General features: G+C 71.9%; 21 protein-coding genes and 3 tRNA genes. 7 read left to right on the forward strand and 17 right to left on the reverse strand.

The annotated features are described in order from the left end of the window. Positions 1-164: 164 nt before the first annotated feature. The gene (locus ACFHW1_RS21450) at positions 165-4,355 is read left to right on the forward strand and encodes an NACHT and WD repeat domain-containing protein (RefSeq protein WP_416615974.1); all 4,191 of its coding nucleotides are present in this window, start codon (positions 165-167) and stop codon (positions 4,353-4,355) included. A gap of 55 nt (positions 4,356-4,410) precedes the next feature. Here the strand turns inward: ACFHW1_RS21450 and ACFHW1_RS21455 are convergent, their stop codons facing one another. After that, entirely contained in the window at positions 4,411-4,623 is a 213-nt protein-coding gene (locus ACFHW1_RS21455; RefSeq protein ID WP_416555760.1) for a hypothetical protein, read from the reverse strand. Then, positions 4,610-5,605 (reverse strand): biotin synthase BioB, encoded by a 996-nt coding sequence (bioB, locus tag ACFHW1_RS21460; protein ID WP_416555685.1) that lies wholly within the window; start codon positions 5,603-5,605, stop codon positions 4,610-4,612. Before bioB ends, ACFHW1_RS21455 begins: the two co-directional genes overlap by 14 nt. A gap of 41 nt (positions 5,606-5,646) precedes the next feature. On the opposite strand from bioB, the gene ACFHW1_RS21465 reads away from it, so the two are divergent. Together ACFHW1_RS21465 and bioD are read left to right on the forward strand one after the other, a co-directional pair. Continuing rightward, entirely contained in the window at positions 5,647-6,786 is a 1,140-nt protein-coding gene (locus ACFHW1_RS21465; RefSeq protein WP_416555683.1) for an 8-amino-7-oxononanoate synthase, read from the forward strand. Positions 6,787-6,803: 17 nt separating this feature from the next. After that, a complete protein-coding gene (bioD, locus tag ACFHW1_RS21470; RefSeq protein ID WP_416615999.1) occupies positions 6,804-7,508 on the forward strand; it encodes a dethiobiotin synthase in 705 nt (234 codons plus the stop codon). 50 nt (positions 7,509-7,558) lie between these two features. Here the strand turns inward: bioD and ACFHW1_RS21475 are convergent, their stop codons facing one another. Further along, on the reverse strand, positions 7,559-8,737 hold the full coding sequence (locus ACFHW1_RS21475) for a cytochrome P450 (protein ID WP_416555681.1): 1,179 nt from the start codon (positions 8,735-8,737) through the stop codon (positions 7,559-7,561). Positions 8,738-8,741: 4 nt separating this feature from the next. Then, entirely contained in the window at positions 8,742-9,434 is a 693-nt protein-coding gene (locus ACFHW1_RS21480; protein WP_416555679.1) for a class I SAM-dependent methyltransferase, read from the reverse strand. Positions 9,435-9,532: 98 nt separating this feature from the next. On the opposite strand from ACFHW1_RS21480, the gene ACFHW1_RS21485 reads away from it, so the two are divergent. Further along, positions 9,533-10,567: a hypothetical protein gene (locus ACFHW1_RS21485; RefSeq protein WP_416615976.1), complete on the forward strand. Its 1,035-nt coding sequence runs from the start codon at positions 9,533-9,535 to the stop codon at positions 10,565-10,567. Here ACFHW1_RS21485 and ACFHW1_RS21490 read toward each other — a convergent pair. From ACFHW1_RS21490 to ACFHW1_RS21515, 6 genes are all read right to left on the reverse strand, one after another. Continuing rightward, positions 10,490-11,971, reverse strand: coding sequence for a rhamnulokinase (locus tag ACFHW1_RS21490; RefSeq protein WP_416615978.1), 1,482 nt, complete (start codon positions 11,969-11,971; stop codon positions 10,490-10,492). The genes ACFHW1_RS21485 and ACFHW1_RS21490 overlap by 78 nt on opposite strands. After that, positions 11,968-14,067, reverse strand: coding sequence for a bifunctional aldolase/short-chain dehydrogenase (locus ACFHW1_RS21495; RefSeq protein ID WP_416615979.1), 2,100 nt, complete (start codon positions 14,065-14,067; stop codon positions 11,968-11,970). Before ACFHW1_RS21495 ends, ACFHW1_RS21490 begins: the two co-directional genes overlap by 4 nt. 1 nt (position 14,068) lies before the next feature. Continuing rightward, a complete protein-coding gene (rhaI, locus tag ACFHW1_RS21500) occupies positions 14,069-15,229 on the reverse strand; it encodes an L-rhamnose isomerase (protein WP_416568387.1) in 1,161 nt (386 codons plus the stop codon). After that, on the reverse strand, positions 15,226-15,699 hold the full coding sequence (locus tag ACFHW1_RS21505) for an L-rhamnose mutarotase (RefSeq protein ID WP_416568386.1): 474 nt from the start codon (positions 15,697-15,699) through the stop codon (positions 15,226-15,228). The genes rhaI and ACFHW1_RS21505 overlap by 4 nt, the downstream gene beginning before the upstream one ends. 49 nt (positions 15,700-15,748) lie before the next feature. Continuing rightward, complete coding sequence (locus tag ACFHW1_RS21510) at positions 15,749-16,792, reverse strand: LacI family DNA-binding transcriptional regulator (protein ID WP_416568385.1); 1,044 nt, start codon at positions 16,790-16,792, stop codon at positions 15,749-15,751. A 202-nt stretch (positions 16,793-16,994) separates the two neighbouring features. Then, the gene (locus ACFHW1_RS21515; protein WP_278168229.1) at positions 16,995-17,597 is read right to left on the reverse strand and encodes a TetR/AcrR family transcriptional regulator; all 603 of its coding nucleotides are present in this window, start codon (positions 17,595-17,597) and stop codon (positions 16,995-16,997) included. A gap of 255 nt (positions 17,598-17,852) precedes the next feature. Here ACFHW1_RS21515 and ACFHW1_RS21520 point away from each other — a divergent pair. From ACFHW1_RS21520 to ACFHW1_RS21530, 3 genes are all read left to right on the forward strand, one after another. After that, positions 17,853-17,925: transfer RNA gene (locus ACFHW1_RS21520), tRNA-Gly, on the forward strand. Between the two features lie 35 nt (positions 17,926-17,960). Next, positions 17,961-18,031 (forward strand) — tRNA-Cys (locus tag ACFHW1_RS21525). Positions 18,032-18,042: 11 nt separating this feature from the next. Then, positions 18,043-18,117 (forward strand) — tRNA-Val (locus tag ACFHW1_RS21530). A gap of 42 nt (positions 18,118-18,159) precedes the next feature. Here the strand turns inward: ACFHW1_RS21530 and ACFHW1_RS21535 are convergent. The 7 genes from ACFHW1_RS21535 to ACFHW1_RS21565 all read right to left on the reverse strand — a co-directional run bounded on the left by ACFHW1_RS21535 (position 18,160) and on the right by ACFHW1_RS21565 (position 25,085). Beyond that, positions 18,160-19,347, reverse strand: coding sequence for a site-specific integrase (locus ACFHW1_RS21535; RefSeq protein WP_416615981.1), 1,188 nt, complete (start codon positions 19,345-19,347; stop codon positions 18,160-18,162). After that, positions 19,347-19,541, reverse strand: a complete 195-nt coding sequence (locus ACFHW1_RS21540; protein ID WP_416615983.1) for a helix-turn-helix domain-containing protein — start codon at positions 19,539-19,541, stop codon at positions 19,347-19,349. Before ACFHW1_RS21540 ends, ACFHW1_RS21535 begins: the two co-directional genes overlap by 1 nt. 283 nt (positions 19,542-19,824) lie before the next feature. Next, positions 19,825-21,783: a DUF3987 domain-containing protein gene (locus tag ACFHW1_RS21545; RefSeq protein ID WP_416615984.1), complete on the reverse strand. Its 1,959-nt coding sequence runs from the start codon at positions 21,781-21,783 to the stop codon at positions 19,825-19,827. A 34-nt stretch (positions 21,784-21,817) separates the two neighbouring features. Beyond that, complete coding sequence (locus ACFHW1_RS21550; protein ID WP_416615985.1) at positions 21,818-22,138, reverse strand: hypothetical protein; 321 nt, start codon at positions 22,136-22,138, stop codon at positions 21,818-21,820. Beyond that, positions 22,135-22,389 (reverse strand): hypothetical protein, encoded by a 255-nt coding sequence (locus ACFHW1_RS21555; RefSeq protein ID WP_416615986.1) that lies wholly within the window; start codon positions 22,387-22,389, stop codon positions 22,135-22,137. Before ACFHW1_RS21555 ends, ACFHW1_RS21550 begins: the two co-directional genes overlap by 4 nt. 142 nt (positions 22,390-22,531) lie before the next feature. Further along, a complete protein-coding gene (locus ACFHW1_RS21560) occupies positions 22,532-24,658 on the reverse strand; it encodes a cell division protein FtsK (protein ID WP_416615987.1) in 2,127 nt (708 codons plus the stop codon). Between the two features lie 184 nt (positions 24,659-24,842). Beyond that, positions 24,843-25,085, reverse strand: a complete 243-nt coding sequence (locus tag ACFHW1_RS21565; protein ID WP_416615988.1) for a hypothetical protein — start codon at positions 25,083-25,085, stop codon at positions 24,843-24,845. Positions 25,086-25,151: the final 66 nt, after the last annotated feature.

Raw genomic sequence — 25,151 nt, forward strand, 5'->3', positions numbered from 1 at the left:
CCAGATACCCATCATCATGGATATCTAGTTGACGTTATGGTGCCGTTCGGGTGCGTGGCGCGGCGGGCCGGGGTCGGCGGCTGCCGCGCTGCGGCGCGTCTTCGCCGCCCGCCGGTCCGGCTGCTGTTCACTGTGTAGCGACGCATCGGGCGAGGAGGACGGGCATGGCCGATCAGGACGGTGCCGCTGCGGCCGACGCCGACGCGGGCTCCGCCGATGTCGGACGGGACGGCGACACCACCGCGCGGGCCCGGCGAGGGGTCCGCGACTGGGTCCGCGCCGCCGCACGGCGTTCCGGGGCACGACTGAGCGACGCCACCCCGTACGGCATCCTCGCCTTCCTCGCCGCCTCGGCGCTGGCGCCGATCGCCGCCGGGATCGGCTCCGGCGGGCTGCTCGCCGCCGTCGTCGGGCAGCTCGGCCAGATCGGTGGCGGCTACCTGACCGACGTGCTGGTCGACACCGCCGAACGGATGCGCGGCCGGCGGGCCACCGAGGCACAGTGGCGTGACGCGCTGGCCGAGGAACTGCTGGCCCGACTCGCCGACGAAGGGGAACAGTCCCAGGCGATCCGCGCCGAACTCGGTGAGCTGCTGCGGGGCATCGACGCGGTCGAGGTGGCGCTGGCCGCCGCGGCCGAGACCGACGCGCAGCTGCGCGACGACCTCGCCGCCACGTTCCAGGCCCTCGGCCACGACGTCGGCGCGCTGCGGTGGATGCTGACCGACGTCCACCGCGTGCTCGGGGAGGTCCGCCGCGAACTGGCGAAACGCAGCCATGAGCAGCGCGTCGAGATGGACCGGGTACGCCGGCAACTGCTCACCATCACCCAGCTGAGCAGCCGGGTGCAGGCACCCGCCGAACCGCAGGCCGACTCGGACCGGCCAGAGCCCGGCTCGGCCGCGACCGACGACCCGGTGTGCCCGTTTCCCGGCCTGGCCGCCTTCGAACCGGAGGACGCGCCCTGGTTCCACGGCCGGCAGGAGCAGACCGAGCAGGTACTCAGCCGCCTCGCCGAGCAGGCGGTGGGTGGTCCGCCGCTGATCGTCACCGGGGTCTCCGGGGCCGGCAAGTCGTCGGTACTGCGCGCCGGGGTGCTGCCGGCGATCGCCGCCGGTTCGCTCGGCCCGGCGGACCGGTGGCCGTGGCTGCTGATGACCCCGGGCGCCCGGCCGTTGGACGAGCTGGTCGACCGTACGCTCGTCGCCGCCGGAGCGGACGCCGCGGACCTGCCGGCAGCGCGGGTGCACGCGGCCCCGGAGCTGTTCGGTGCGCTCGCCGCCCGGGCCGCGCCCGCTGACGGCCGGCTGGTGATCGTGGTGGACCAGTTCGAGGAGCTGTTCACCGAGTGCGCCGACCCGGCCCACCGGCTGGCCTTCGTGACCGCGCTGGCCGCCGCCGCGCCGGCCGTCGTGGTGATCGCGGTCCGCGCCGACTTCTACGCCGACTGCGCTGAACTGCCGCCGCTGGCCCACGCGTTGGCCGCCGGGCATCTGGTCCTCGGTCGGATGGACGCCGACCAACTGCGCCGCGCGGTGACCGAGCCGGCGGCGCGGGCCGGCCTGGAGATCGAAACCGGGCTGGTCGAGCTGTTGCTCGCCGACCTGAACGCGACAGCACGGGCCGGCTACGACCCAGGGGCGCTGCCCCTGCTCGGTCACGCCCTGCGGGCGACCTGGCAGCGGCGCGACGGGCGGCGGCTGACCGTGGCCGGCTACCGGGGCACCGGCGGAATCCGCCGCGCCGTCGCCGAGTCGGCCGAGCGGATCCACCTCGACCTGGATCCCGCCGGCCGCGCCGCGCTGCGGACCGCGATGCTGCGCCTGGTCACCGTCACCGACACCGGGGCGGTGGCCCGCCGTCGCGACGCCAGCCGGCTGTTCGACGCCGACCTGCTGTCCCGGCTGGTCCGGGCCCGGCTGGTCACCGTCGCCGCCGACACCGTCGAAATCAGTCACGAGGCGCTGCTGACCAACTGGCCGCGCCTGGACAGCTGGCTCGCGGAGGCGAGGGACGAACTGATCCGGCGGCAGCGACTGGCCGTCGCAGCCGAAGACTGGCAGACCGCCGGCCGCGACCCCGACCTGCTGTTGCGCGGCACCCGGCTGGCGCTGGTGCGTGACCAGGTGGACCGCAACGACCTGTCCGCGACGGAGGTCGACTTCCTGTCCGCGAGCGTGGCTGCCGCCGAGGCCGCCGAACTGGCCCGGCTGCGCGGCGTACGGCGGCTGCGCCGGCTGGCCGTGGGCCTCGCGGCGGCGTTGCTGCTCGCCGTGGCCGGCGGGCTGGTCGCGGTGAACCGGCAGGCCGCCGCCGAGGACCAACGCCGGCAGGCGATCTCCCGACAACTAGCCGCCGAGTCGCAGATCGCCGCGGCCGCCGACAACGACCTGCTCGCCGTCGGCAGGGCGCTGGACGCCTGGGACCAGGCACCCACCGTCGAGGCGTACGGTGCGCTGCTGTCGGCGCAGGCGGCGGGGACGATCGGGCCGCTGGGCAGCGAGCCCGGCGGGCTGTCCACCGCAGTCAACCCGGACGGCACGGTGGTGGCGGTGGGACATCAGGACGGTCTGGTCCGGCTCTGGGACGTCGCCACCCTGCGCCAGCGCGATGTCGATCTCCGGCACGCCGCCGACGCCGGCGTGGTGTCACTGGCCTTCTCACCGGACGGCCGGTTCCTCGCCTCCGGTTCGTTCAGTAGGGACGGTGTCCGGATCTGGGAGGTGTCGACCGGTCAGTTGCGGTACACCCTGCCGGCGGTCGGCGCGCTCGGCTGGCTGCCCACCGGTGCCACGGTCGTTGCCGGACGACTCGGCACCGACCTGTCACCCGAGTTGCAGGTCGGCGGCTGGTCGGCGAACACCGGCGAACTGCAGTGGTCGCTGCCGACCGGGATGCTCGGCTACGACCTGACCATCAACGCCGACGGTACGCTGCTGGCCGTCGCGAACCCCACCGACGGTGACGTCCAGGTCTGGCAGTTGCCCGACCGGGCCCTGATCCGCAGCCTGCCCGCCGCCCAACAGGTGGCCTTCGGCCCGGACGACGTGCTGGTGACCAGCGGACCCGACGGGACGTTGAGCAGCTGGTCGGTGTCGTCCGGCGAACGTACCGCCCTGCAGACGGGGCCGTTTCGCGCCGCGGTGCCGCTCGCCGTCACCCCGGACGGCTCGCTGCTTACCACCGGCGGGTGGCGTACCAGCCGGATCGACAGTTGGGCGTTGACCACCGGGGTGGTCTCCTCGGGCTTCACCGGCTACGCCGGCCGGGTCGTCGCCGACGTGGCGGTGGCCGCCGACGGCCGGACCATCGCCGTCACCGGGCCGGACGCCCCGACGGTGCTGTTCCGGCGCAGCGGGGTGCTGCTGCGGCATCCGGAATCGGTCCAGTTCGTCGCGGTCGACCCGGCAGCGGACCGGGTCGTCACCGCCGCCGGCGACGACGTGGTACGGATCTGGGATCTGGGCACCCGTGCTGTGCGGGCCAGCGTCCGCGCGTCGGACACCGTCACCGGGGTCGCGGTCGCCGGTGACGGCACGTTCGCGGTCAGCACCACCGGCAGTGGCGTGCTGCGCTACACCGTCGCCGGTGAACTGGTCGGGCACGACACCGCCGCCGGGCGGGACGGCTGGACAACCAGGCACCCGGCGTACTCCCCGGACGGCCAGCTGCTCGCCGTCGCCGTGCTCGACCCGGCCGGCGAGGACAGCGGGGTGCTGGTCTGGCGGCTCGACCGGGACGTCGAACCGACTTTCCTGCCGACCGGTGGTGCGGTGAACGCCCTGGGCTTCGGCGCCGACGGGACCACGCTGTTGGCGACCGCCAACCACGGTGTGGTGAGCGGCGACGAGACGGTGGTGCGGGCCGAGCTGAGATCCTGGCACACCGCCGACCTGTCCGGCAGGGACCGGGCAGTCATCGCGGACCTTCAACTGACCGACCTCGCGGTCAGCCCGGACGGACACCTGGTCGCGGTGGCCCGCAGCAACGGTCAGGTCGAGCTGCGCACCGTCGCCGGACTGGACCTGGTCGGCACAGTGGACACACCCACCACCAGGCTGTCTGCGGTGGCCTTCAGCCCGGACGGCGAGCAGCTGGTCACCACCGCCGTAAGCGACGACCTGGTCCGGGCGTGGCAAACCGACAGCGGCGAGTTGACGGCGGTGCTCGTCGGACACGTCGACAACGTCAACGCGATCGCGTTCACCCGCGACGGGCTGCTGGTCAGCGGTTCGACCGACACCTCGGCCCAGGTGTGGGACCTCGACCCGGGCCGGGTCGTGGCCCGGCTCTGCGACGTGGCGACCCCAGCTGCCCGCGCGGTCGGCGGCGAGCCGCCGCGTCGGTGCCGCTGACGGGTGCGGCCAGGCCGCCGCCGGTCAGGCCGGCCGGGTGGCACAGCAGGGCGGGTCAGCTCGGCCGGACCTCGCCGTGTTCGACGCACCGCGCCGACCAACCGGCCGGTAGCACCTGTACCTTCATCCGTCGCCGGCACCTGGTACAGAAGCGGGGTGGCTCCCAGGCCCGCGCCGCGGCGCAGTCATCGTGGTTGCCGGTGCTGGTCCCGGTACCACACCGGTCGCACCAGATCGCCTGCACGCCCGGCCGCTCAGATCGTCGCAGACAGCGCCTTGACCGGCATCTTAAGGTCGTCCAGCAGCGCCAGATCCTCTGTCGCCGGGCGGCCCAGAGTAGTCAGGTAGTTGCCGACGATCACCGCGTTGATGCCGCCGAGCAGCCCGTCCCGGGTGCCTAGATCACCGAGCGTGATTTCCCGGCCGCCGGCGTACCGCAGAATTGTTCGTGGCATCGCCAGCCGGAAGCCGGCGATGGCGCGTAACGCGTCGCGGGCCTCGACCACCGGTCGGTCACCCAGCGGAGTGCCGGGCCGTGGGTTGAGGAAGTTCAGCGGCACCTCGTGCGGGTCCAGCGCGGCCAGCTGCGCGGCGAACTCGGCCCGCTGCTCGATCGTCTCGCCCAGCCCGAGGATGCCGCCGCAGCACACCTCCATGCCGGAGTCTCGCACCATCCGCAGCGTCTCCCACCGCTCCTCGAAGCTGTGCGTGGTCACCACATTCGGAAAGTAGGAGCGGCAGGTCTCCAGGTTGTGGTTGTACCGGTGCACCCCCATGTCGACCAGTTCGTCGACCTGCTCCTGGGTCAGCATCCCGAGCGACGCCGCGACCTGGATGTCCACCTCGGCCCGGATCGCGGCGACACCCTCGCGCATCTGCCGCATCAGCCGTGCGTCCGGCCCCCGCACCGCCGCCACGATGCAGAACTCGGTGGCCCCGGTCGCCGCCGTCTGCTTCGCCGCCTCGACCAGTGACGGGATGTCCAGCCACACCGCCCGTACCGGTGAGGCGAACAGGCCGGACTGGGAGCAGAAGTGGCAGTCCTCTGGACAGCCGCCGGTCTTGAGCGAAACGATTCCCTCCACCTCGACCTCCGGCCCGCACCAGCGCGTCCGCACCTCGTGGGCGAGTTGCAGCGCGGCCGGGACCCGGTCGTCGGGCAGCCCTAGCACAGCGAGGACCCCGGCCTCGTCGAGGCCGACGCCACGCTCCAGGACTTGGGCGCGGGCTAGGTCGAGGATGTCGGACATGTGCGTACCCTACAAGGCGGCGCGAACGACGAGGGGGACCCGTGGCGGACTGGTTGGACGGCCTGCGGCGGCGGGCCGAGCTGCGGGTCAAGGCCGGGCTGGCCCGCGAGCTGCGCAACCGTACCGCCGACGACCCGCTGACCGACCTGGCCGGCAACGACTACCTCGGGCTGGCCACCCGCGCCGAGGTGGTCGCCGCGGCGGCAGACGCCCTGCACCGGTACGGCCTCGGCGCGACCGGCTCGCGGCTGGTCCGTGGCTCCACCGCCGCGCACGCCGCGCTCGAGACCGATCTGGCCGACTGGCTCGGCACCGACCGCGCGCTGGTCTTCTCCTCCGGCTACCTGGCCAACCTCGGTGCGGTCCGGGCGCTGGTCCGGCCCCGTACCCTGCTGGTCTGCGACGCGCACAATCACGCCTCGCTGATCGACGGCGGCCGGCTCGCCGGCGCGCAGACCGAGGTCGTCGCGCACGCCGACCCGGCTGCCGTGGACGCGGTGCTGACCGCCCACCCCGGGCGGCCCGCGGTGGTCGTCACCGAGTCGGTCTTCTCCGTCGACGGCGACCCGGCGCCGCTGGCCGCGCTGCACGCGGTCGTCCGCCGGCACGGTGCGCTGCTGCTGGTCGACGACGCACACGCGCTCGGTGTCATCGGGCCGGCCGGTGCCGGCGGCGTTGCCGCCGCCGGGCTCGCCGGCCAACCCGACGTGGTGGTCACCGCGACCCTGTCCAAGGCGCTCGGCGGTGCCGGGGGAGTGCTGGCCGGGCCGCAGCCGCTGATTCGGCACGTGGTCGACACCGGGCGTACGTTCATTTTCGACACCGCGCTCGCCCCGGCGGTCGCCGCCGGGGTACACGCAGCACTGACGCTGGCCCGCGACGGGGCGCGGCTGCGGGTCGAACTGACCGACCGGGTCGCCGCCGCCGTGGGCCGGTTCACCGGTGCCGGTCTGGACCTCGGCGGGCCTCCGGCCGGCGGGGTGGTGTCGCTCGGCGCGCCCGGGCCGGAGACCGCGCTCGCCTGGGCGCGGGACTGCCGCGACCGGGGGGTCGCGGTCGGCTGCTTCCGGCCACCGTCCACCCCGGACCAGCGGGCCCGGCTGCGGATCACGGTCAACGTCGGGATCCCCCGGGCCGACTTCGACCGGGCGCTCGACGTGATCGTGGAGTGTGCGCCGTGACCGGCTGGCACGGTGCGGTGGTCGTCACCGGCACCGACACCGGCGTCGGCAAGACCGTGGTGACCGCGGCGGTCGCCGCCGCCGCCCAGGCCGCCGGCCTGCGGGTGGCGATGGTCAAACCAGGTCAGACCGGCACGGTGACCGGCGAGCCGTCGGACGCCGACGTGGTGACCCGGCTGGCCGACCCGGCCACCGTGCGCACCATCGCCAGCTACCCGGAGCCGCTGGCCCCGTTGGCCGCCGCCCGGGTCGCCGCGGCCGAGCCGCTGGAGCTGTACGCGGCCGTCGACGCGGTACGCGAGGAGGCCGACAAGCACGACCTGGTGCTCGTCGAAGGGGCCGGCGGGCTGCTGGTGCCGATGGGCCTGCGACCGTCCGGCGAGCCGTGGACCATCGCCGACCTGGCGGTGTCGCTCGGCGCGCCGGCGGTGGTGGTGTCCCGGGCCGGGCTGGGCACCCTCAACCACACCGCGTTGACCCTGGAGGCGCTGGACCGCCGGGCGGTCCCCGCCGGCGTGGTGCTCGGCGCCTGGCCGGCCGAGCCCGAACTGGTGCACTGGGCGAACCTGAGTGAACTGGTCCCGACCATGGTCGGCGCGGTGCCCGATGGCGCCGGCACCCTCGAACCCGGGGTGTTCCGCCGCTCCGCGCCCGGCTGGCTGACCCCGGCGCTGTACGGCGTACTGGACGACTGGCGGGCGTGGGCGGACGAGACCAGCTGACCGCCCGACCTCTGTGCAGGGTCAACCTGCGGCAGCCGGGCCGGCGCTGGTCAGTCGGCCACGGCGGAGCCCGGCCGTCGGATCACCAGCGCGTCCGGCATCCGGAATGACAGGTTGTCCGGTGACCACGGCGCCCGGACCACCTCGGCACCGGTGAGCAGCGGCACCGCCTGCTCGACCACCACCGCCGTCTCCATCCTGGCCAGCTGTGCCCCCACGCAGCGGTGCGCCCCCGCGCCGAAGGCCAGGTGCCGGCGGGAACCCGGCTGACCGGGGACGAACTGGTCGGTCCGCGCCACCACGGCCGAATCCCGGCCGGCCGCCGCCAGCCAGAGCACGACGCTCGACCCAGCGGGCGCCGGCACGCCCGCCACCGTCGTGTCGAGCGCCGTCCGCCGCCGCCAGGTGACGATCGGCGGCACCAGTCGCAGTCCCTCCTCGACCACATCGTCGACGTTGATCGATCCGTCGGTGAGCCCGGCGAGTACTGCCGGCTCGCCGGCCAGCCGGTGCAGCAGCAGCGTCAGGAACTGCGAGGTGGTCTCCTGTCCGGCGACCAGCAGGAAGAACAGCGCGCCGACCACCGAATCGGTCGGCTGACCGGCCTCGCGCAGCGACTTCGCCAGCCCGCCGCCGGTCACCGCGAAGTCGCGCAGCACGGTGTGGAACCGGCCCACCGTGTGGGCCAGCTCGTGCTGTCGGTCAGCGTCCACCGGGGCCCAGAACAGCTCCAGCGCTGCGCGGGCGAACCGCTTCACCGTGTCGGTCGCGGCCGGCGGCAACTCGACCAGCCGGGCCAGCACCAGCAGCGGCAGGTCGGCGGCCAGCCCGGCGTACAGGTCGACCCGGCCGCCGGCGGCCAGCTTCGCGGCCAGCCCGGCCACCCGCTCGCTGACCAGCCCGGCCAGCCAGTCCCGCTGACCGGCGACCCGGGTCGGGTGCAGCGCCTCGGCGACCACCGCCCGGATCGCCGGATGGCTCGCGGTGCCGTTGTTCGCCAGCGTCGGCGGTAGCCGGAAGCCGTACGAGGCCAGCACCCGCAGCGCGGCCACCGGCACCGGGGTGACCGCGTCCAGGGCGTTGTCCGGCCGGAAGGTCGCCGGATCGGCGAGCACCTGACGGACCAGGGCGTGTCGGGTCACCAGCAGATGCGGGGCACCGGTGTGGTCGGCGACGCGGACCACCGGCGGCCACCGGTCGTCAAGCCTCTCCCAGTTGCGGAACAGCACCCGGTCACGCTAGCGCCCGCCCCGGCCGGCGTACCGGCGGGCGCAGCTGCCAGACCCGGGCACGCCGTACCCGGACGCTCTCCAGCGCCGGCGGCACCGGCACCTGGTAGTCGGCCAGCTCGGTGAACCGCTCCCGGGGCAGGTACGCCCGGTCCGGGTCACCGACCAGCACCCGGGCCCCGTCGGCGGCGGCACCCAGCAGGAAGCGCAGCATCCGCGCGGCCATCGCCTCGCTGTAGAACACGTCACCGGCCAGCACCACCTGCGCGTCGCCGTGATCGCCGTCGAGCAGGTCGGCGACGGTGACGTCCAGCCGTACCTGGTTCGCGGCGGCGTTGAGCCCGGCGGCGGCACCGGCAACCGGGTCCACGTCGACCGCGCGTACCGTCGCCGCTCCGGCCCTGGCCGCCGCGATAGCGACCAGCCCGGAGCCGCTGGCCAGGTCGAGCACCCGCAGGCCGGCGACGGTCTGCGGATGATCCAGCAGGAACCGGGCCAACGCCTGACCGCCGGCCCAGGGGAACGCCCAGAATGGCGGTGGTTGTTCGCTGCGGAACTCACCCTCGGCCAGCTCCCACAGGCCGATCGGCTCGGCCGCCTGGTAGAGCCGCAGTTCCGGCACGTAGGTAACCGGGGCGAGCCGGGCGTGGGCACGGACGAAGGTCGACAGCTCGGCGCTTGACAGATCAGTGGTCACCATCCGGATTGTGCCGGCCGGTCCGGCGAGCGCTGGTCGCGGCCAGCGGTTACCGGTTCACCACAGGTGGTGAATTAACCCGTTTCAGTTCGCACTGGGTGAGAAGAACGGACCCTGTCCGGTCCAGCGGTACGGCCGTACTGTGGCCAGTGGACACGGTACGGATGCCGGGTGGCAACCCGGAGAAGGTGGTGAGCTGGGTGGGGCGAATCGCGGTCCGGGTCGGGGTCGGGCTGGCCGCAGTGGCCGGACTGATGCTGACCGCGGCGACACCGGCGTTCGCCCAGGCCGGCTACCGGGCGCAGGTCACCGAGCTGCCGGACGAGGCGGTCGCGGGTGCCGGGACAGTCGAGATGACCGTGGTGGTCAGCCGGAACCTCGGCGGCGAGTGCGAGAAGGTCCGCTGGTCGTTGGTGCTGCGCTCGGACGGTGTCGGCCTCGACGAGATCCGGGCTGCCCGGGTCGAGCAGGGCACGGCGTTCGCGGTCGACGTGCAGACCGACGGTGACGACGCGCGGCTGACCGACGTGCAGCTCGATCCCGGCATCCTCTGCGCCGACCGCACGGTCACCGCGCAGTACCAGTTCAGCTTCGCCGACGACGCCGAGGGCAAGGTGACCTTCACCGTCGAGGCGTACGACGAGAACACACAGCTGCTGGCCGACACCGCGGCGACCCTGCCGGTGGTCGGCGAGCCGGGTGGCTCGGATCCCGAGCCGTCCGAACCGGCCGAGGAGCCGGTGGACAGCCAACCCGGGGCCGAAGTGCCGGGCGGCGACGCACCGGCCGGTGTCGGCGGTGGCGGACCGCAGCCGGTGGACGCGATCCCGGCCGGCGATGCCTCCGGTATCCCGGTCGCCTGGTTCATCGCCGGTGGCGCGATGGTCTTCGTCGGCTTCGGTTTGCTGCTGCGGGTCCGGGCCCGGCTGATGCGCGGCCTCGCCGACCCCGACGACGCGGTGCCGGCCGTCGCCGGTGCCGGTGTGGGTGCCAAGGCACCCCCGTTCGGCGGCTGGAGCCCGTCGAGTCGGGCCGGCCGGAGAGGTCGCTTCGGCTTAGGCCGGCAGACCGACCCGGGCGGCCGCCGCCGACCAGGCTTCGGCGCCGGCCGCCGTGGGCAGGTACGTTCGTAACCGGCGACCGCGTCGGATCAACGCCCGCAGCTCGGCGAGCCCGCCCCGGACGGTGCCGGCGGCTCGGGCCTGCACCACGACGTTGCCGAGCGCGGTCGCCTCGACCGGGCCGGCGACCACCGGTAGCCGGCAGGCGTCCGCGGTGAGCTGGCAGAGCAGTTCGTTGCGGGCCCCGCCGCCGACCAGATGCACCACGGTCACCTCGTGGTCGGCGAGTTCGGCCGCCTGACGTACCGCCGACCGGTGGGCGAGGGCGAGGCTGTCGACGACGCAGCGGACCACGGCGGCGGGCGAGTCCGGCACCGGCTGACCGGTGTCCGCGCACGCCCGGGCCAGCCGGGCCGGCATGTCACCGGGTGGCAGGAACACCGGGTCGTCCGGGTTGACCACCGCGGCGAGCGGCGGCTGGCGGGCGGCCTGCGTGAGTACCGCCGCCAGCTCCACCGGCCGGCCCCGCTCCCGCCAGTGCCGTAGGCATTCCTGCAGCAGCCAGAGACCCATCACGTTACGCAGATACCGTACGGTGCCGTCGATGCCGGCCTCGTTGCTGAAATTCGCCGCCCGGCTGGCCGTCGACAGCACCGGTGCGGTCAGTTCGAGCCCGACCAGCGACCAGGTGCCGCACGAGATGAACGCGAACGATCCGTCCACCGCCGGTACGGCGACCACCGCCGACGCGGTGTCGTGCGAGCCGACCGTGGTCACCGGCACCGGCCGGTCGGCGCCGATCGCGGACCGTACCTGACGACGCAGTTCGCCGGCCGGCTCACCCGGCCGGCGCAGCGGGCCGAAGAGCCGCTGCGGGATGCCGGCGTCGGCGATCACGTCTGTCGCCCAGCGGCGGGTGTGCACGTCGAGCAGCTGGGTGGTGGAGGCGTTGGTGACCTCGGTGCCGGCCTGCCCGGTCAGCCAGTAGGCGAGCAGGTCGGGGATCATCAGCAGCCGGTCGGCGGCCGCCAGCGTCGGCGTGTCGGCGGCCGCGACCAGCTGGAACAGTGTGTTGAACGGTAGTTGCTGCACGCCGGTGGTCCGGTAAAGCCGGTCGGCACCGAGCCGGGCGACCACCCGGTCGGCGACCCCGTCGGTGCGCCGGTCGCGGTAGTGCACCGGGTTGGCGAGCAGATCACCCCCGCTGTCCAACAGCCCGTAGTCGACCGCCCACGAATCGACGCCGATGCTCATCAGATCGGCCCGGCCGGCCACCGCTGCCCGCAACCCGGTCACGGTCTGCGAGTACAGCCGCAGTACGTCCCAGTACAGGGTGCCGGCCACCTGCACCGCGTCGTTGTCGAACCGGTGCACCTCGGTCAGCGTGACACCGTCCGGGTCGACCTCGCCGAGCATCACCCGGCCGCTGGCCGCGCCGAGATCGACGGCGGCCACCGCCGCCCGGTCGGTGGTCACCGGAGGAAGGCAGCGGGTACGCCGGCGTCGACCGGCAGGTGGGTGCCGGTGGTGTGGGAGAGGTCGTCGGTGGCCAGCACGAAGACGGCGTTCGCCACGTGCTCCGGCAGCACCTCACGCTTCAACAGCGTGCGGCGGGCGTAGAACGCGCCCAGCTCCGCCTCGGGTACGCCGTACATGGCGGCCCGCTGGGCACCCCAGCCGGCGGCGAAGATCCCCGAGCCACGGACCACGCCATCCGGGTTGACGCCGTTCACCCGGATGCCGTGTGCGCCCAGTTCGGCGGCGAGCAGCCGCACCTGGTGCGCCTGATCCGCCTTTGCCGCGCCGTACGCGACGTTCTCCGGCCCGGCGAACACCGAGTTCTTGCTGACCACGTAGATGATATCGCCGCCGATACCCTGGTCGACCATGATCCGGGCGGCGGCCCGGGACACCAGGAACGACCCGCGTGCCATCACCCGGTGCTGCCGGTCCCAGTCGTCGTCGGTGGTTTCCAGCAGCGGCCGGGACAGCGACAACCCGGCGTTGTTGACGACCAGGTCGACCCCACCGAAGACCAGCGCGGCACGGGCCAGTGCCGCCTCGACCGCATTGGCGTCGGTGACATCCACGGTGACCGCGACCGCCCGGTCCGGCCCGCCGATCCTGCCGGCCACCTCGGCGGCGGCCGCGCCGTCGCGGTCGGCGACGACCACGCTGGCGCCCTCGCCGGCCAACCGGCGGGCGGTGGCCGCGCCGATGCCCGACCCGCCGCCGGTGACCAGCGCGACCCGTCCAGCCAACGGCCGGGACGCCGGCAGCCGGCGCAGCTTCGCCTCTTCCAGCGCCCAGTATTCGATGCGGAACTTTTCCGCCTCGTCGATTGGCGTGTACATCGATACCGCCTCGGCACCGCGCATCGCCTCGATCGCGTTGCGGTAGTACTCGCCGGCGATCCGGGCCGTCGCGGCGTCCCGCCCGTAGCTGAACATGCCGAACCCCGGCACCAGCACGATCGTCGGATCGGCACCGCGCATCGGCGGCGAGTCCGGTCCGGCGTGCCGTTGGTAGTAGGCCCGGTAGGCGTCCCGGTACCGCTGGTGCAGCTCACCGAGCCGGTCGCGGACCTCGGCCAGCGGGGTGTCCGCCGGCAGGTCCAGCAGCAGAGGCCGGACCCGGGTCCGGAGGAAGTGGTCCGGGCAGGAGGTACCGAGCTCGGCCAGCCGGGGGAGCGCCCTACGGGACAGGAAGTCCAGCACCACCGAGTCGTCGCTGAACTGGCCGACCTGCCGGCCGTCGGTGCTGACCAGGCCACGGATCAGCGGGGCGAGCGCGGCGGCGCGGGCGGCCCGTTGGTCGGCGGCGAGCGCCGCGTACCCGTCCCGGACCGGCCCGAACGGCTCCGGCCGGCCGTGTTCGGCCAGGAACCGGTCGATGCTGGAGATGATCTCCATTGACCGGGCTTCGCACTCGTCGCTGGTCGCCCCCCACGCGGTGATCCCGTGCCCGCCGAGGATCACGCCGATCGCCTGCGGATTGTCCCGGGCAAGTGCGGCGATGTCGACGCCCAACTGGAAGCCGGGCCGCCGCCACGGCACCCACAGCACCCGGTCGCCGAAGCAGCGCCGGGTCAGCTCGGGCCCGTCGGCCGCCGTGGCGAAGGCCAGCCCGGCCTCCGGGTGCAGGTGGTCGACGTGGGCGGCGTCGATCAGGCCGTGCATCGCGGTGTCGATCGACGGGGCCCCGCCGCCCCGACCGTGCAGGCAGTAGTCGAGCGCCGGCACCATCTCGTCCTCACGTCGCGGCCCGACCGGCTTGCCGTGTCGCCGGCCCAGGTAGCGTCCGGCCAGCTCGTGCAGGCGGTCGACCCGCAGCACCGCCAGCCCGGCGTCGGTCAACGTGCCGATGTCGCCGCCGGAACCCTTGACCCACATCAGCTCGACCGGGTCGCCGGTAACCGGGTCGTCGGCGGTGGCCTTGACGGAGATGTTGCCGCCACCGTAGTTCGTGGTCCGCCGGTCAGCGCCCAGCCGGTGGCCGCGGGCCAGCAGCGCGGCGACCTCGGGATGCCCGGCGGTCTGTGGCTGTCGGTCGGTCTGTGGCTGTCCGGCCATGTCAGGCCCCCCAACCGGCCGGCTGGCCGTCGGCCCGTTCGGCGACGATCCGTTCGGCGTACCCGCTGCGGGCGTAGGCGGCCATCGGATCCGGGTCCAGCCCCTGCTCGGCGCGTAGCTCGCGGAGCAACGGCCGTACGTCGGTGTGATAGGCGTCCATCAGCACGGCGTTGGCGCCCAGCACGTCCCCGGTGGACTGCGCGACGGCCAGTGCCGCCGTGTCGACCAGCAGCGCCTTGGCGGTGGCCTCCTGGACGTTGAGGACGGACCGGATCTGGCCGGGGATCTTCGGCTCGATGTTGTGGCACTGGTCGAGCATGAAGTTGATGCCGCTGGCCGGCCGCAGCGCGTCCGCCGAGACGATCTCGAACATGATCCGGAAGAGCTGGAACGGGTCGGCGGCGCCGACCATTAGATCGTCGTCGGCGTAGAACCGGGAGTTGAAGTCGAAGGCGCCGAGCCGCCCGGCCCGCAGCAGGAATGCCACGATGAACTCGATGTTGGTGCCCGGGGCGTGGTGGCCGGTGTCGATCACCACCTGGGCCCGCTCGCCGAGTCGCAGGCAGTGCGCGTACGCGGTGCCCCAGTCCGGCACGTCGGTGGTGTAGAAGGCCGGCTCGAACAGCTTGTACTCCAGCAGCAGCCGCTGATGCTCGCCGAGCCGGGCGTAGGTGACGTCGAGCGCCTCGGCGAGCCGGTCCTGCCGGACACGAATGCTGTCCTGGCCCGGGTAGTTGGTGCCGTCGGCGAACCACAGCTTCAGGTCGGTCGACCCGGTGGCGTCCATTACGTCGACACAGTCGAGCAGGTGAGCGACGGCCTTGCGCCGGATCCGGGGGTCGGGATTGGTGACGCTGCCGAGGCGGTAGTCGTCGTCGGAGAAGACGTTGGCGTTGATGGTGCCGATCCGTACCCCCAGGTCGGCGGCGTGCCGGGCGAGCTGGGCGTAGTCGTCGACCCGGTCCCACGGGATGTGCAGTGAGACCGTGGGGGCGATGCCGGTGACCGCGTGCACCTGGGCCGCGTCGGCGATCTTCTCCTCGGGGGTACGGGGCACCCCGGGCTGGCCGAACACCTTGAACCGGGTGCCCGAGTTGCCGTACGCCCAGGACGGCACCTCAATTCGCTGTTCCCGGAGCGCGTCCTTGATCCGGCGGATCATATCACTCGTTTCTGGTACGAAGTCGGGTCTTCTGCCGGTCGTGGCGGCTGGGCTGGCAGCGGCCGGCCCAGCCGCGGCGATCGGGCATCGCCAGGGCGCGGGCCGTCGAGCGCGGCGAGTTGCTCGTCGAGGTCGAAGATCTCCTCGAGCAGGACGAAACCCTCGTCGGGGCGCCGGCCGCCCAGTTCGGTGAAGAACGGTGCCATCTCGGCCTGCCACCGGGCGTTGACCTCGGTGCGGGCCATCGCCGCCTGCGCGGCGGCCAGATCGTCAGCCCGGACATGGCCGACCAGCAGGCCGTCGGGGTGCAGGAAGAGTGCGTAGTCATGCCAGCCGGCGGCGCGCAGTGCATGCAGCATCTCCGGCCAGACGGCCGCGTGCCGGGCCCGGTACTCAGCCAGTCGATCCGGTCGGACCCGCAGCACGAAGCAGTACCGCCGCACCGGCACCTCCCGGATGAACCGTTTCAACAGCCGACCCAAACATACGAGCGACCAAACGGGCTGTCAAGGTCGTGGATCAGCCGCCCAATCGGGTGCCGCGAGTATCCTGACTGGACTCGCGGACCACCAGCTCCGGCTCGAAGACCACCTGGCGGTGGCGGTGCGAGTCCGGGCTGGCCGCCTCCTCCAGCAGCAGAGCCGCCGCGGTCTGCCCGAGCCGCTGCCGGGGCTGGCGTACCGAGGACAGCGGCACCGCCGCCGCCGCGGCGAACTCGATGTCGTCGTAGCCGACCAGCGCGATGTCCTCGGGTACCCGTACCTGCTGACGAGTCAGCCCCTGCAGGACCCCGAGGGCCAGCAGGTCGTTGGCGCAGAACACGGCGGTCACCCGGGAGGTGCGGGGCACACCGAGCATTCGTGCGGCGGCGTCCCGCCCGGCGGCCACCGTCAGGCTCGGCGTATCGAACCGGCGCAGCTGCCGTTCGTCGAGTCCGGCCTCGGTCAGCGCCCGGAGCGCCCCGGCGTACCGGTCCCGGACCTGTTCCAGATGCCCGGGCCCGCCGACGTACGCGATCCGTCGGTGCCCGGCGTCGATCAGATGACGCAGGGCCAGCTCGCCGCCGAGCCGGTCGTCGACCGAGACCGAGCAGAGGTCCGGCCGGCGGGACCGCCGGTCCAGCAGAATCACCAGTACGCCGCGATCGCGCAGCCGCAGCAGCCGGTCGCTGGCGTCGTCGACCGGGGTGATCAGCACCCCCTGCACCCGCTGCTCCTCCAGCAGGTCCAGGTAGGCGCTCTCCTTGCCGGCGTCGCCGTCGCTGTTGCAGAAGATCACCGGCATGCCGGCACCGCTGGTGGCGTCCTCGACGCCCCGGGCCACGTCGGTGAAGAACGGGTTGGCCACGTCCAGCACCACCAGGCCCAACGTGCGGCCCCGGCCCCGGCGTAGTTGTCGGGCCGCGTCGTTGGGGACGAAGCCGAGTTCGTTGATCGCGGCGAGCACCCGGGACCGGGTGCCGACCGCGACGATGTCCGGCCGGTTGAGCACGTTCGACACCGTGCCGACGGAGACGCCGGCCCGCGAGGCGACGTCCCGGATGCTGATCCCTGCTCCCGGCACCCAGGCCTCCTTCTCCGTGGGCGGCGCGCGGTCACCGGTGGTAGGTCCGGGCCGCTCCCGGGGCGATTATCCGCCTACCGGTCGTCGCCGGACAGTGGCAGGTCGGCCGGACGCCGGTTGCCGTAACCACCGGTCCCGAGCAGGCCGAGTCGCCCGCCCAGCGGGCCAAGCGGCGGTTTGAACCGTTTCGACGCGGCGACGATCAGGCCAGCTCCTCCGGCTTGCGGCCGATCTCGCGCGCCACGGCCAACCGGATCCACTCGGTGAGCTGCCGGCGGGAAACCACCCGGTCGTGCATCGCGGCCTGCACCGCCAGACCGTCGATCAGCGCGTTGATCCGCCAAGCCGCGCCCTTCGGGTCCGGACACTGGAAGGTGCCGTCGGCACACCCGGTGGCGATTACCTTGATCAGGGCCTCTTTCCAACGCAGGTCGAGGTTGCGGCACACCCGGTTCAAGGCGGGGGTACGCAGCGACTCCGACCAACCGTCGATCCATAGCGTCCACGCCTTGGACTTGCCGGTCGGGGCGTACAGCCGAATGATCTTCTTCAGTTTCTCCAGCGGCTCGGCGGACGACCGGACGACCGTGTCGAGTCGGGCCAGGTCCTGCTCGGCGGCGTACGCGAACGCCTCGGCGAGCAGCCGGTCCTTGGTGGAGAAATGGTAGAAGACCAGCGCCTGACTCACCCCGGCGGCTTCCGCCACGTCTGCGGTGCGGGTGTTGGCCAGGCCACGCTCCACGATCACCTCACAGGCGGTGCGCAGCAGCGAGTCAAGGCGTACTTCGGCCGAACGTCTTGTCACGGCGAACACGGTAACGCACTATCATCGATACGATGAGTTACCAGTCAATTTCCTGACTCAGGAAGTGGTCGGGATCGGGTAAGGCGAATCGATTTCACGGAGCCAGGTGGCTCACGGGGTGATATAAGAACTTTGTCGGGTATCGTGCCGTGGGCGCGCCCGGGCACCCCCCGAGTTGGCACTCTCGCGACGGCTGGGCTAAAGTTCTCATCCGTTGGCAGGAACGCCCGAGGGCGGGGAGGCCAGCGGAGACAAGCGGACGTAGCGCAGTTGGTAGCGCATCACCTTGCCAAGGTGAGGGTCGCGGGTTCGAGTCCCGTCGTCCGCTCGGAGATGCCACCACAGCACGTCGGGGGCAACCTCGGTGGAGTGGCCGAGAGGCGAGGCAACGGCCTGCAAAGCCGTGTACACGGGTTCAAATCCCGTCTCCACCTCGTCACAACGAGGGCGATTGGCGCAGTGGGAGCGCGCTTCCTTGACACGGAAGAGGTCACTGGTTCAAACCCAGTATCGCCCACCAGGTCAGAGGCCGTGCCGATCACCCGGCACGGCCTCTGAGTGTCTAACTGAGTGTCTGAGCTTCCCCGGCTGGTTCGTCGTCGGGTCCGAAGATCTCATCCATGGCCCGTGCTCCACTGAGCAGGACCGGCCGTAGCTGGTGCCGGTAAACCTTCTCCGTGACCGACGTGCCCGCGTGGCCGACCAGGTCGGCGATCTGCTCAAGACTCATGCCGCTGTCCGACAGCAGCGACACGAAGCTGTGTCGCAATTCGCGGGGCGTCCATTCCTTTTCGTTCAGTCCGGCCAGCCGGGCGATCCGGCGGAAGGCTCGGCGGACGTTCGCAGCGTCCAGTTCCTGCCCGGTCGACGACGAGAACACCACGCCGGTTTCCGTCCATCGACTTCCGGCACGCTGCCGCGCGCGTCGCTGGTCGGCCTGGTGCTGTTTGAGGGCAGCGACGCACCGGGCCGGTAGTGCGAGGGTGCGACGTGACTTCCTTGTCTTGGTGTCGCCACCGACCCGCACCGACCGCCACACGTTGATCGTCGGGGGAGTAGGCGGATCGGCGTCCGGGTTGCCGTCCAGGTCGACGCGGTCCCACCGCAGCGCGCGTAGTTCCTCGGTACGGGCACCGGTGAGCAGCGACACCACGACGTACGCGTAGAGGCTGCTCTGTTCAGCGGCTTTCAGGATCGCCTTGGCCTGGTCGAGGTTGAGTGACTTCGATGGGCGACCGGCTTGCCCGGACGGGATGCTGCACAGGTCGACCACGTTGCGCTTGACCAGGTCGCGCGCCATCGCGCGAGTAACCGCCCGGTTCAGACAGGAATGGATCACCCCCATGGTTCCGGTGCTGAGTTCCTTCGCCTTGTCAGCTAGCCACCGGTCGACGTCGCTGGCGCTCAGCTCCCGGAGCTTGCGCGCGCCCAGGGCGGGGATGACATGCGTGTTGCACAAGATCGTGTACTTGGTGACCGTGCTCGCGGCCCGGCCGTTCAACCCGTACGTAAGCCAGTCCGTCACCGCGTCGGAGACGGTGACGCCGGTCGGGCCGGCGGCGATCCCGTCCTCATGGTCTCGCATGACCTCCTTGAGCTTGGCCTTCGCTTCGGTCTTGGTCTTGCCGCTACCGCGCCGGTAGAGCCGCTTACCGGCCGGTGTGAAGCCGATGGTGATCTCAGCGATCCATCGTTGCCGCGCTTCGCTCCAGTACAGGCCACCGTCGCCCCTGCTGCGTCGCTTCGTCATCAGGCGGCCCGCCCGATGCTCTCGCGTTCGAGCAGGGCGACGTAATCGGCGATCGCCCCGGCGGGGATCAGCCGGGCACGGCCTTCCCGTACGGACCGGAGCCGGCCGGAGCGGATCAGCTCATAGATGATCGTGCGGCTGAGGCTGAGGATGACCATGGCTTCCGAGACCTTGTAGAGCGCCTTGGGTGGCACAGCGAGGGGTACTCCTGTCAGTCCTGGGGCGGTGGGGGTGGTGGCGGTGGGCCGTGGACACAACTGACAGAACTGACAGAACCTCGGTCAGCGGGGGGTTGTGTCAGTTGTGTCAGTTCTGTCCGAGGGGTTCGGCGGTCCGGCGGACGTGGTGGCCCTCGGCTGCTGCCGTCCGCCGCCGGGGGCGTCGGGCACCCCGTTTGGCCGTGGACAGAACTGACAGAACTGACAGAACCTCGGTCGGCAGGGGGTTGTGTCAGTTGTGTCAGTTCTGTCCGGGGCATCAGGCGGTCCGCCGGACGGCGTCCGGCAGGGCGTGGACGGTGGCGGCGGGTTGCCCGTGTAGGTCGGGGTGGACCAGGTAGGACGGCGAGGGGGGTCGGCCACCACCGGCCCGCGCACGGGGTGCGTCGACGTGGCGGATGTAGCCGTGCATTTCGAGTAGGGACAGGGCGGGGTCGAGGTCGGCGACGGTGGGCAGTTGGCTGCTGCGGACGGCCCGGAACAGCTCCCGTTTCGTGAAGGCGGTGGTGGTGGTGCGTTCGATCCAGGTGAGGACGTGGCGGGCGTGTCGGCTGGTCCGGTCGGTTCCCATGTCGTCGAATGCGGCCAGGGCGTGTGCGGCGTAGTAGTCGCCGATGAGTGCGGCCCGGTCGATGGTGTCGGCGTGGATGGGTTTTCCCCATCCGTCGCGGAGGTGTTCGGCGAGGTGGATCAGTCCGGCGATGCGGACGACCGCGCCGGTGTATTTGCTGCCCCAGTCGATGACGTGTGACCACGCGCCACCGGGAGCCAGTCGGGGTTCCACCGCGCGTTCGATGTCGAGTACCCGCGTGTTGGCGTCGGGGGTGAGTGGCAAGACGGCGGGGTCGGTCCACTCGGCGAGGGACATGACCATCGTGGCGAGGTTGGCGGCGTAGGTGGTGGCGACTGGTTCGGGTACGGGGTCGGCTCCGATGCGGCGTCGTCCGACGGTGTTCTCCGGCAGGCTGAACAGGATGCGCGCGAGCAACCCTTTGCCGCGGAATCCGGGCATGTCGGCGATGTCCCGTAGGACATCGGGTTGCACCGCCAGGCCGAGTGTCAGCGCCGGATGCTCGACATGTTCCGGCGCACGGGACCGGCGGTTGACGCGCAGCATGTCCCCGGCATGCCCCTTGAGGAACACCTCAAGGTTGGGGGTTCCGGAGTAGCGGCCGGCGATGGTGGCGAAGATGCCGCCTTCGGGGGACAGGACGGCCAGGCGTCCGCCCTGTTCGGCGAGCAGGGATGCGGCTTCCTCGCTGGTGACGTCGTCGGCGACCAACTGTGGCAGGGCGGGGACGGTGATGGTGTCGGCGTTCATCGCGGCGGCGGTCGCCTCAGCCAGGAGGGTGTCACGGCCGGACGCATCCGCGTTCGCGGCGGCGATAGCCGTTCTCTCTGCCGTCTTCCCGGCCACCCGTGCCGCGAGTTCGGCTTCGACGATGGCCGGTCGGGTCCGCTCCACCAACGCCTTCTCAGCGGCCAGCAACGGCCCGGTGATCGCGGAGAACACCGCTGACTTCCGCGAACCGGGCGGCAGGACGACGACGGTGAACAGGTTGACCGGTTCCCGCCACGACCCCCGTACTTCGACCTCGGCCCGGCCACCGGCAGCGGTGGACAGTGCGGCGAGGGCGATGCAGCCGGGCAGGTCGACGGGGGTCTGTGTGAACTCGGCGACGCCGTAGACCATGTCGGCGACCCAGGCGGGCAGCATTTCGGCGGGGAAGGCGGGTAGGTGGCGGCGGTCGCCGAGCGGGATCAGCGGTGCCCAACCGCTGGTGTCGGCCTGGTCGAGCAGCACGCGACCGGTCGCCATGACGTCGGCGACGTCCGCGCCGGATTCGGCGAGGCTGGTCAGTCGCTCGCCGAGGTCGACGACCCGGCGGCGGGCGGCGTGGTCGGCGACGATCCGCGCGTAGTGCCCCGCGTTGCCGGCGGCGGGGACGTCGCGCATGAGTGTGTGCAGGTAGGGGGCACCGCCGACCTTGCCCAACTCGCCCGTCTCCGCAAGGTAGGCGGTCAGGGTGATGGGGTCGGTGGCCTGGCCGGTGGCGTGGACAGCGGTCAGGGCCTGCCAGATGATGCCGTGGGCGGGGCGGTGGAAGTCGTCGGCGGTGAGCAGGGCGGTGAGGTCGGCCAGGGCGTGCGGGGCGATGAGTGCCGCGCCGATGACGGCCCGTTCCGCGTTGTGGTCGTGGGTGGACTGTCGACTCATTAGGCGTTCCTCCTTCGATGTCGTCGGTTGGTGGTCAGGCGGCGGGTCGGTGCCCGTGCTGGTTCGGCCGGGGGTGGGGTCGGCCGGCGGCGGCGGTCCGGGTGATCAGGTCGTCCAGGTCGGCGAGCAGGACCGCGAGTTGTCGGCGGGCGGCGGGGTCGGCGTCGGCCAGGGCGACCCGGATACGGATTTCGGCCTGGTCGTGTCCGCCTGCGGTGCGGATGCGGGTGAGGACGGCGCGGGCGTGGCCGGGCAGGTCGACGATCATCGACGGGGAGCGGTGTCCGTCGTGTCCGCAGCGGTGGTCACGGGCGCACCAGTCGGTGTGTTCCCCGTGCGGATGCCGGCGGCTCATCGGTTGGTGCCGTTGCGGTGTTCGCGGCGGATCTCGTTCCACACGTGCCGGCCGATGCGGATACGGCGTCCGGTGCCGTCGCACCGGTAGCAGAGCCGGAACGCCTTGCCGAACGGGGCGCGGCGTTTGCCGGTGCCGTGGCAGCGTCGGCAGGGTCCGAACGGCCAGATCGCGCAGGTGATCAGGTAACCGAACGTGACGATGATGGCGAGGGGGCAGAGCAGGCTAGCGAGGGTGGCGTACGGGTCCATCAGGTGCCTCCACAGGCGGTTTTCGGGCGTGCGGGGGTAGGGGCGCTAGGCGGCTAGCGTCCTGGCAGGGGTTTGTTTCGGCGGCTAGCGGTGCCGCTAGGTCTAGCGGGTGTCGCCGATAGACCTAGCGGCCCGCGAGCGGCTATCCAGCCTTGCGGCGTTGGTCACGCTTGGTTACGGCGGTGGTGATGTCGTCGCGGTGGATGCCTTTGCGGTTGGCACCCTTGCCGGTGGCCGGGTCGGTGCCCCACACCTGCCGGCCGACGGTGATGCCGTGTGGCTTGAGTGCCGCCGCGAGTTGGGCTGGTTCCCACCGGCCGTAGACGTCGGGGCGTAGCTCGGCGAGTCGGGCGACGACGGTCTCTGACCACACCTTCGCCTCGGTCGGCGGGACGACGGTGAGGATGTCGTCCAACAGGGTGTCCCCGGCACGGGCGATGGTTTCGGGTGCCTGGCCGATGGCGTGGCCGGTCAACGTGCCGGCCCGCTCCCGCGACTCCCGGGCACGGCTGATGACCTTCTCGACGTCGGCCATTTCGGCGAGGTTGGTCCGCACGGTCACGGCTTCGTCGACCGATCCGGAGTCGTCCGCGCCGAGCAGGATGCCGACGCCCTTGTGTCCGCGTTGGAACCGCGACGAGTCGTAGCCGGCGGTGTACGACCCGGCACCAAGGACGGCTTCGGAGGACTGCCACGTCATGGTTTTCAGGGCGAAGCGGGTGCCGATGTTGTCCCGCAGGTCGGTCGGCACGGCTTTGCCGTCCGGCTTCTGCGTGGCCAGCAGGATCATGATCCCGACCGACGGGCCGACCTTGCACAGCTCGGTCAGCAGCGACACGATCTCATCCCCGTGGACAGGGTGGGCGGAGTAGCGCTGAAACTCGTCGACCGCCACCAGCACGGGCCACAGCTTGAGCGACCGTTTCTCGGCGATCTGCCGGGTGACCTTCGATTCCGGGCACAGGTCGGCGGGCAGGGTGGCGATGGTGTCGTAGCGGCGGTTCATGTCGGCGACCAGGCCGCGTAGGTCGTCCACCAACGCTTCTACGACCTCGTCGCGGACGCCGTAGCCGGTGCGGTGGGCGATCCGTTCGAACGGTCGCCAGTCCTGACCGCCCTTGCCGTCGTAGATGTGCAGCTCAACGATCGGATCCAACGCCGCCGCGAGCACGGGCAGGCGTGCGGCGAACGTCTTCCCCATGCGCGGGATGGCTCCGACCAATAGGGACGTGAACATCATCAGCAGCGGCACCGGGCGTCCGCGCTGGTCCTGCCCGAACGGAAACGGCGCGAACACATCCACGCTGCCCTTCGCGATGAGCGGCCAGGGGCCGGACCCCTTGGCGTACGGGTCCTCATCGGCGACCCACAACGCCAGGCGGCGGGCAGAACCGGCGGTGCCGCGTACCCGCTCCGGCCACACCTGCACCTCGTCGAGGTCGAGGCCGGCGGCGAGCTGGTCGCGCTTCTTGATCGCCTTGTCGGCGTTCGTCCAGAACGGCAGATCGATCACCGCACGCCAGCCGGGTCCGTCGCGCATGATCGGGGCGGGGAAGGTGATCAGGTCGTCCGGCTTGCACAACCCGGCGGCGAGGAAGGCGCGGGTGACGACGTCGGCGGACAGCTTCCGCACACGCGGACTGACAGCGGCGACGTCCAACAGCGGCTTGTCCTTCGGCGTACCCGCCACACCGAACAGGGCGACGATGCCGGCGAGGATCGCCCACCGCTGCCACGACCCAGCAAGGGCCATCAGCGTGAGGACGGTGGGGATGCCGAGCAGCAACAGGGCGGTCAGGACCAGGCCGCGCCACCGGACCCGTACGTCACGCTGCCGCGACAGCTTCAAGTACAGTTCGGCGTTTTCCTGCCGGACGACGGCCAGGCGGACGGGGATGCCCTCGGCGTCGGTGACCCACCGGACGGTGTGGCCGAGTAGTCGGGCGACGCCGAACGGGGCACGCCACGCCAGGCGTGCGCCGTACTTGGGCGACCGGGACAGGTGATACATGCTGACGTGTGTGTAGTGGCCCGCAGTCCAGCGGACGGCGTTGGCGAGTTCGGTTCGGGAGCGTAGCCAGGCGGGGATGATCGGCCGACGCTCCGCACCCACCACACCAGCGAGGCGGGACCGGCCACCGGTAGGGGTTACGGGTGGGTTGACCGGGACCGGGGCGTCGTCGTCCTGGTCGTCGCTCTCGTCGTCGATGTCGACAGCGAACGATCCGGCGGGGTTGGTCTTGCGGCGGCGGGCGGTCAGGTCGACCACATCGGCATGGTTGCCGCCGGTGGCGTCGTCGGTGAGGTCGGTTTCCGCTGCTGCCAGTCGTAGCCGTCGTCAGGGGTGGGCATGGGGGTTGCCTCCAACAGAAAGTCCAGAACCAAGGGGGAGAGTTGGGGATCGGGGACCGGGCGCGGCCCGCGTGCCGTAGCCGCGCCCGGTCGAGGGCCGGTCAGACCGGATCGGTGCCGGTGGGGTCGGCGGTGCCGGGGCAGGCAGGCAGGTGGTTGACCAGCGCGGCCAGGGCGGGAGCCAAACCGGCGATCTCGCGGTAGAGGGTGCAGCCCTGGCAGCGGACGAACAGCCGGCCGCGCCCGTCACGCTCCACCCACGCCTTTGCTCCGGCCGGGGTGTGCTGGATACGCGACACGATTTCCGTGGACGGCAACTCGTCCGGTGACGGCGTGGATGCCACGATGAGAGTCCTTCCCGAAGCGGTTGCTGAGGGTCGAGGGGCCGGCGGCACAGCACTGGTTTCCAG

The sequence above is a fragment of the Micromonospora sp. LOL_014 genome (assembly GCF_048060245.1).
In the GTDB taxonomy this organism is placed as follows: Bacteria; Actinomycetota; Actinomycetes; order Mycobacteriales; family Micromonosporaceae; genus Micromonospora_E.